Origin of the sequence: Streptomyces sp. NPDC092045 (assembly GCF_044756005.1) — a bacterium.
Classification (GTDB): domain Bacteria; phylum Actinomycetota; class Actinomycetes; order Streptomycetales; family Streptomycetaceae; genus Streptomyces.
In genome coordinates this window covers 87,875-94,920 of the sequence record NZ_JBIVSC010000022.1, presented here as the reverse complement: position 1 = coordinate 94,920, position 7,046 = coordinate 87,875, and the positions used below count along the sequence as shown (strand labels likewise).

Annotated in this window: 7 protein-coding genes; 2 read left to right on the top strand and 5 right to left on the bottom strand. The window is 74.5% G+C overall.

The features are described from left to right. Positions 1-91: 91 nt before the first annotated feature. From ACIQKA_RS31035 to ACIQKA_RS31020, 4 genes are all read right to left on the bottom strand, one after another. On the bottom strand, positions 92-1,063 hold the full coding sequence (locus tag ACIQKA_RS31035) for an aldo/keto reductase (RefSeq protein WP_402543031.1): 972 nt from the start codon (positions 1,061-1,063) through the stop codon (positions 92-94). Positions 1,064-1,160: 97 nt separating this feature from the next. Continuing rightward, a complete protein-coding gene (locus ACIQKA_RS31030; RefSeq protein WP_402543030.1) occupies positions 1,161-2,801 on the bottom strand; it encodes a PTS transporter subunit EIIC in 1,641 nt (546 codons plus the stop codon). 42 nt (positions 2,802-2,843) lie between these two features. Continuing rightward, positions 2,844-3,788 carry an N-acetylmuramic acid 6-phosphate etherase gene (gene murQ, locus ACIQKA_RS31025; RefSeq protein WP_390110588.1) on the bottom strand — a complete coding sequence of 315 codons (945 nt, stop codon included), beginning with the start codon at positions 3,786-3,788 and terminating at the stop codon, positions 2,844-2,846. A 132-nt stretch (positions 3,789-3,920) separates the two neighbouring features. Beyond that, on the bottom strand, positions 3,921-4,838 hold the full coding sequence (locus ACIQKA_RS31020; RefSeq protein ID WP_386366524.1) for a MurR/RpiR family transcriptional regulator: 918 nt from the start codon (positions 4,836-4,838) through the stop codon (positions 3,921-3,923). A gap of 110 nt (positions 4,839-4,948) precedes the next feature. Between ACIQKA_RS31020 and ACIQKA_RS31015 the strand changes: the two genes are divergently transcribed. Both ACIQKA_RS31015 and ACIQKA_RS31010 read left to right on the top strand, forming a co-directional pair. Then, the gene (locus ACIQKA_RS31015) at positions 4,949-5,305 is read left to right on the top strand and encodes a hypothetical protein (protein ID WP_383160416.1); all 357 of its coding nucleotides are present in this window, start codon (positions 4,949-4,951) and stop codon (positions 5,303-5,305) included. An 85-nt stretch (positions 5,306-5,390) separates the two neighbouring features. Further along, positions 5,391-5,660 (top strand): DUF4031 domain-containing protein, encoded by a 270-nt coding sequence (locus ACIQKA_RS31010; RefSeq protein WP_030221865.1) that lies wholly within the window; start codon positions 5,391-5,393, stop codon positions 5,658-5,660. An 80-nt stretch (positions 5,661-5,740) separates the two neighbouring features. Here ACIQKA_RS31010 and ACIQKA_RS31005 read toward each other — a convergent pair whose 3' ends face one another. Next, positions 5,741-6,967 (bottom strand): Cmx/CmrA family chloramphenicol efflux MFS transporter, encoded by a 1,227-nt coding sequence (locus ACIQKA_RS31005; protein WP_402543029.1) that lies wholly within the window; start codon positions 6,965-6,967, stop codon positions 5,741-5,743. Positions 6,968-7,046: the final 79 nt, after the last annotated feature.

The following is a 7,046-nucleotide window of genomic DNA, read 5'->3' as shown; positions in this document are numbered from 1 at the left end:
GCCCGTGAACGTCTCCACCCACAACGGCTCAGCCCGCAGCACCCCGCCCATACAGGCAAAATGCCCAGAACTGAGCCTTCTGCAACACCCTTTAGGGGGCGGAAGGGTCCTTCCGTGCGTGAGCGCGGTGGAGGCGGTTCAGGAGGTCGAGTTCGGCGGGGGCGAGGCGGAGGGTGCCCGCGGCGACGTTGGCGGCCAGGTGGGCGGGGTCGCCGGTGCCGGGGATCGCGAGCAGGTGCGGGCCCTGATGGAGGGTCCAGGCGATGCGCACCTGGGCGGGGCTCGCGCCGTGGGCCCCGGCCACGGCGAGGACCTCCTCGCTCTCGGTCGCGGTGGCACCGGCCTCGCGGCCGGCGCCGGCGATCGCGTAGAAGGGCACGAAGGCGATGTCCTGCGCGCCGCAGAGGCGGACGAACTCCTCGTACTCCGGGCGGACTCCGATCCCGTACATGTTCTGCACGCAGACGACGGGGGCGACGGTCCGCGCCTCCGCGAGCTGGTCGGGGGTGACGTTGGAGAGGCCGAGGTGGCGGATGAGACCCGCCTCGCGGAGTTCGGCGAGGGCGCCGAAGCGCTCGGCGATCGAATCGGTGCCGAGGACGCGGAGGTTGACCAGGTCGAGGTGGTCGCGGCCGAGCTGCCGCAGGTTCTCCTCGACCTGGCCGCGAAGGGCGGCCGGGGTGCGCGCGTGCTCGCTCCAGGCGCCGGAGACGTCGCGGGCCGGGCCGACCTTGGTCGCGATGACGAGGTCGTCGGGGTACGGGCCGCCGAGGGCGCTGTTGATGAGCTCGTTGGCGGAGCGGAGCGGGGAGAAGTAGAAGGCGGCGGTGTCGATGTGGTTCACGCCGAGGTCGACGGCCTCGCGGAGGACCTCGATCGCCCGGTCGCGGGCCATCGGCACGGCGTGCGGGACGAGGGCCTCGCCGTGCTGCGGCAGCCGCATGGCGCCGAACCCGATGCGGCGGACGGGGAGTTCGCCGCCGAGGAGCCAGGTGCCGGAGTCGGAGGCGTGGGGGCGCGCATGGGCCAGGGTGCGGTCGTGGGCGTGGGCCGAGGTGTGCATCGATGAGCCCTTCCGGGGTGGGGAAGGCGCATTGTGCACGGGGACGGGGCCGGAGCGCGACCGCGGTCTCGGCGCGGTCGCGCTCCGGCCCCGGACGTCAGGCCTTGGCGGGCGCCGACGCGGGTGCGGGCGCGTCGGGCGCTCCGGTCTCCGTTCCGTCCCCGGCCCCCGTACCTCCGGTGGTCTTCGTTCCGTCCCCGGCCCCCGTACCTCCGGTGGTCCTCGTTCCGTCCCCGGCCCCCGTACCTCCGGCGGCCACCACCGTCTCGGCCGTCTCCGTGTCCACGTCGAACTCCTCCAGGAGCCGGGCGCCGAAGCCCCAGAAGTACGTGGCCACGAAGCCCGTCAGGTAGCCGGTGAGCAGGCCGCCCGCGTAGATCGCGACCGTGCGGCCGAGGCCCTCGTCGCCGTCGAGGAGGGGGAAGAGGGCCCAGCCGGAGGGGCCGATCGCGGTCGAGCCGACCTTGGTGCCCAGCATGCTGAAGAGGCCGATGAAGCCGCCGCCGAAGGCGCCGCCCACGCAGGCGGTGACGAAGGGGCGGCCCAGGGGGAGCGAGACGCCGTAGATCAGGGGCTCGCCGACGCCCAGGAAGCCGGCCGGGAGGGCGGACTTGACGGTGCGGCGGATGGAGCCGTTGCGCGGGAGCCTCAGGTAGACCGCCATCGCCGCGCCGACCTGGCCCGCGCCCGCCATCGCGAGGATGGGCAGCAGGACCGTGGAGCCCTGCTGCTCGATGAGCGTGGTGTGGATCGGGATGAGGGCCTGGTGCAGGCCCAGCATCACCAGCGGCAGGAACAGGCCGCCCAGCACGAAGCCCGCGCCCGCGCCGGCGTGTACGAGGAGCCAGTCGGCGAACTCGCCGATCGCGTTCGAGACCTCGCCCGCGACGAACATCAGGCCGAAGATCGTGACCAGGCCGGAGACCAGGACCGTGAGCGTCGGGGTGACCAGGACGTCCAGGGACTCCGGCACCCACCTGCGGCACCACTTCTCCACGTACACCGCGAGGACCGCCGCGCCGAGCGCGCCGAGCACACCGCCCTGTCCGGGGGAGAGCGTCTGGCCGAAGGCGTCGATCTTGGCGACGCCGGGGAAGACGATGATCGCCGCGACCGCGCCGCCGAGGACGGGCGTGCCGCCGAACTCCTTCGCCGTGTTGAAGCCGACGAAGACCGCGATGAGGGCCATGAAGCCGCTGGCCACGGCGGCGAGGGCGGGGGTGACGGCGGGGAGCCACCCGAGGTTGACGAGGAGGCCGTTGAGGCCGGCGACGATGCCGCAGCCGATGAGGGCGGGGATCAGCGGGACGAAGACGTTCGCGATCCGGCGGAGGAACAGCTTGAACGGGGTCTGGTTCCTCGCCTTCCGGGCCGCCCTGATCGCCGCGCCCTGCGCCGCGAGGTCGTCCGCGGAGGACGCCGGGGTCCCGGCGGCCGGTGTCCCGGCGGCCCGGGTCCCGGTGGTCGGTGCGATCGGTGCCTCGGCCACCAGGGCCTCGAACTCCGGGGTCACGCGGGCGACCGTGCCCGGCCCGAGGACGATCTGGTACGTGTCGTCCTCGACGACGCCCATCACGGCCGGCAGGGCCTTGAGCTCCTCGTCCCGGACGAGCGAGCGGTCCCGCAGGCCGAGGCGGAGGCGGGTCATGCAGTGGGCGACGGAGGTGATGTTCCCGGCGCCGCCGACGAGGGGGAGGATCGCGGCGGCGACGGCGCGGTTCTTGTCGTCAGTGCTCATGGTGCGGTGGTGCCTTGCTGTGCGTGGGGGGAGGGGGAGGGCTCAGGCGCTCTTCGCGTGCAGCGCCGCGCGCAGACGGCCCCGGGAGCCGGTCAGGAGCGTGGCGGCGGTGGGGGCGTCGACGTCCGCGAGGATCATGAGGATCGCGTTCTTCACCTCGCCGTCGGCGGCGGCGAGCGCGGTCTCGATCCGCTCGTCGGGCGCGCCGGTGGCCAGGGCGACGATCCGCCGCGAGCGGGCCTGGAGCTTCTCGTTGGAGGCGCGGACGTCGACCATGAGGTTCCCGTACGTCTTGCCGAGCCGGATCATCGTGATCGTCGAGATCATGTTGAGGACGAGCTTCTGGGCGGTGCCGGCCTTGAGCCGGGTGGAGCCGGTGAGGAGTTCGGGCCCCGTGACGACCTCGATGCCGTGCTCGGCGGCGGCGGCGAGCGCGCTGTCGGCGTTGCAGGACAGGCCGACGGTGAGCGCGCCGAGGGCGCGGGCGTGCTCGACGGCGCCGATCGCGTACGGGGTGCGGCCGGAGGCGGAGACGCCGACGACGGTGTCGTCCGGGGTGAGTCCGAGCGCGGTGAGGTCCGCGACGGCGAGTTCCCTGGAGTCCTCGGCGCCCTCGACGGCCTTGACCATGGCGGAGGGGCCGCCCGCGATGAGCCCGACGACCTCGGCGGGATCGGTGTTGAAGGTGGGCGGGCACTCGCTGGCGTCGAGGACGCCGAGCCGGCCGGCGGTGCCGGCGCCCAGGTAGATCAGACGGCCGCCGCGGGCCATCCGCTCGGCGGTGGCGTCGATGGCGGCGGCGATGGCGGGCAGCTGCCGGGCGACGGCGGCGGGGACGGACCGGTCCTCGCCGTTCATGGTCCGGGCGATCTCCAGGGTCGGGAGCTGGTCGATCTCCGCGAGCTCGGGGCGGAAGGCCTCGGTGGTGAGGGTGGCGAGCTGGGCGCGGAGTTCGGAGTACGTGGAAGCGGAGGCGGAAGCGGACACGTGCGGCTCTTTCGGTACGGCGGCGTCGTCGGCGCCGGTGCTTTACGGGTGCGGGTGCGGGTGCTTCGGCGGACGGGGGCGTTTCGGCGGGTGTGGGTGCTTCGGCGGGTGGGTACGGGAGGGGGTCGCGGCTCAGCGGGTGCGGGGCGCGTGCCGGTGGGCCAGGGCCTCGTACGAGGCGGCGAGGGCCGGGGCGGCCGTCTCGTACGTCCGCTGGGTGACGCAGGTGAACAGGCAGTCCACGACCAGGAGCTGACTGGTCCGGGACGACATGGCCGCCGGGCGCAGTTCGCTCTCGCGGGCGGTGGAGGTGGTGAGGACGTGGTCGGCGTACTGGGTGACGGGGCCGTCCGGGCGGCCGGTGATCGCGACGGTGGTCGCGCCGTGGTCGAAGGCCACCCGGAGCGGTTCTATGACGTCGCCGGTCGACCCGGAGTGGGTGATGGCGATGGCGACGTCGCCGGAGCGGAGCTGCACGGCGTTGGTGACGGCGAGGTGCGGGTCGCTGTGGGCGTGCGCGACCAGGCCGATGCGGAGCAGCTTCTGTCCGAGGTCCTGGGCGACGAGCCCGGAGGCGCCGACGCCGTAGATGTCGACGCGGCGGGCGGTGGCGAGGGCGGCGACGGCGGCGCCGAGCTGGACGGTGTCGAGTCCGGCGGCGGTGTCGGCGAGGGTCTGCTGCTCGTCGTAGGCCAGTTTGGCGACGACGTCGGCGATGGGGTCGTCCACGGCGATGTCGGCGGTGACGGCGGGCGCGCGGCCGGACTGCTGCTGGGCGGCGAGCCCGGCGAGGGCGAGGCGCAGGTCGCGGTAGCCGGGGTAGCCGAGGAGGCGGGCGGTGCGGACGACGGTCGCCTCGCTGGTGCCGGTGAGCTCGGCGAGGCCGGTGACCGTGAGGGCGGCGCAGCCGGCCGGGTCTCCGGCGACGGCCTCGGCGACGCGCTGCATGGAGCGGGTCATGGAGGGCGCCAGGGTCCGCACCTTGGCCGCGAGGGCGGCGGGGGCGGGGGGCGCGCCGCTGGTGAAACTTTCCTTCACGTCATTGGTCACGCCTGAAAGATACTTTCGGAAGGGTGGTGCGACAAGCCCCTCCCGGTGGCCGGATCCGGAAGGGACCTTCGCCCTTTCCGCCCCCTCCCGGGCCGGGTGACAATGAGGGAATGGACGACATCGACGCGGTGGAGCAGGCGCTGCACACCGCCCGCGCGCTGGTACTGGCCGATCTGGCGGCCCGCGAGGTCGCCGCGGCCGAGGTCGTGTCGATGGTGGAGGACTCGGTCACGCACCGGCGCTGGTGGGTCGAGCAGTGGCCGGAGGGGGTGGCGTACGTCGCGGGGCTCGTCGCCCAGGACGTGCAGGACGCCCTCCTCGAACGGTACGGACGCTGGCCGATCTGCCCCGTCTGCGCCTCGGGCGACCCGCACGCCCTCGACGTGGAGCCGGAACTCGGCCCGGACCCGCACTGGGTCTGCGCCGAGCAGGGCGTCGTGGTGGCGCCGGTGGGCGGGCTGACGTGAGCGGCGGGGCGGCGCGGCGCGGCGGGGCCGGGGCGGACGTCCGGCCCGGAGCGGGCGGGCTGCCCGGGGCGACGGGAGCCCGCGCGTGACGCTCTACATCGATCCGCCGACCTGGCCGGGGCACGGCCGCATGTGGTCGCACCTGGTCAGCGATGTCTCCTTCGAGGAGCTGCACGCCTTCGCGGCCGCGATCGGCGCCCCGCGCCGCGCCTTCGAGCGGGACCACTACGACATCCCGGCCGACCACTACGCGGCCGCGGTGACCGGCGGCGCGGTCGAGGTCGGCTCGAAGGAACTCCTCCGCCGCCTCACGGCGGCGGGCCTGCGGCGCCCGAAGGGCCGCCCGGCGGGTTGAGCGGGGCCGGGCCGGGCGTACGGCGGGTTGGGCGGGGCCGGGCCGGAGGAGACGTGCGCGAAGGGGCCCGGTCCCGGCTCTCAGCCGGACAGGGACGTCTCCCGGCCGTCCCTGTCGGGGGCGGCGGCCCCGCTCCCGGCCACGACGTGGCCCCCGCCCGGCGTCCGCCGGGACAGCCTCAGGGCCACCGCGGCCGTTCCCAGCCCCACGGCCGTCATCGCCGCGCCCGCCCACGCCGTGGAGGCGAAGCCGAGGCCCGCGTCGATGACGGTGCCGCCGAGCCAGGGGCCGCCGGTGTTGCCGAGGTTGAAGGCGGCGGTGGTGGTGGCGCCCGCGAGGGTGGGGGCGGCGCCGGCCACGTTGAACATGCGGGCGTTGAGGGCCGGGGCGGTGTAGAAGGCGGAGACGCCGAGGAGGAAGGCCAGCACGACCGTGACGACCGGGCTGGAGGCGAAGAGCGCCAGGGCGACCAGGAAGACGGTCGAGGCGGCGATGCCGCTGAGCATCACCCCGAAGAGGTGCGCGTCCGCGACCCGGCCGCCGATCGTCGTGCCGACCAGGGCGCCGATGCCGAAGAGCCCGAGGACGACCGAGACCCAGCCCTTGTCGAGGCCGGAGACGTCGGTGAGGAGCGGCGCGAGGTACGAGAAGGCGCAGAAGACGCCGCCCGCCGCGAGCGCGGTGACGACGACCGAGAGCAGGACCTGCCGGTCGCGGTAGATCGTCAGCTCCCGCTTGAGCCGGGGCCGGGTCTCGGGGACCGGGATGTGCGGGATGCGGGTGAGGACGCCGACGAGGGCGACGGCGGAGGCGAGGCCGACCGCCCAGAAGGCGGAGCGCCAGCCGAGGTGCTCGCCGAGGAAGGCGCCGGCGGGGACGCCGAGGACGTTGGCTATGGAGAGCCCGCCGATCATGACGGCCATGGCCCGGGCCCGCGCGCCCACCGGCACCATCGCGATGGCGACGGCCGCGCCGACCGCCCAGAACCCGGCGCAGGCGAGCGCGCTCACGACCCGGGAGACGAAGAGCACGCCGTAGTTCGGCGCGAGCGCGCCCGCGACCTGGCCCAGGCCGAAGACGGTGATCAGGGCGATCAGGGTCGTCTTGCGGGGGAGCCGCAGGGTCGCCACGGCGAGGAGCGGGGCACCCACCACCATGCCGATCGCGAAGGCCGAGATGAGCAGTCCGGCCTGCGGGATGGAGACGTTCATGTCCTCCGCGATGGGCGGCAGCAGCCCGGAGAGCATGAACTCGCTCGTCCCGAGCGCGAAGACGGAGAGGCCGAGGATGTAGACGGCGGTCGGCATGCGACGGGAGGCCCCGCCGGTACCTGAGGACCCGGGGGTGTCGGAGACCCCGGCGGTACGGGCGGCCTCGGCCGGGCGG

Coding starts and splice junctions, on each gene's coding strand:
- ACIQKA_RS31035 (WP_402543031.1), bottom strand. CDS start 1,063: ATGCACACCTCGGCCCACGCCCACGACCGCACCCTGGCCCATGCGCGC.
- ACIQKA_RS31030 (WP_402543030.1), bottom strand. CDS start 2,801: ATGAGCACTGACGACAAGAACCGCGCCGTCGCCGCCGCGATCCTCCCC.
- ACIQKA_RS31015 (WP_383160416.1), top strand. CDS start 4,949: ATGGACGACATCGACGCGGTGGAGCAGGCGCTGCACACCGCCCGCGCG.
- ACIQKA_RS31005 (WP_402543029.1), bottom strand. CDS start 6,967: ATGCCGACCGCCGTCTACATCCTCGGCCTCTCCGTCTTCGCGCTCGGG.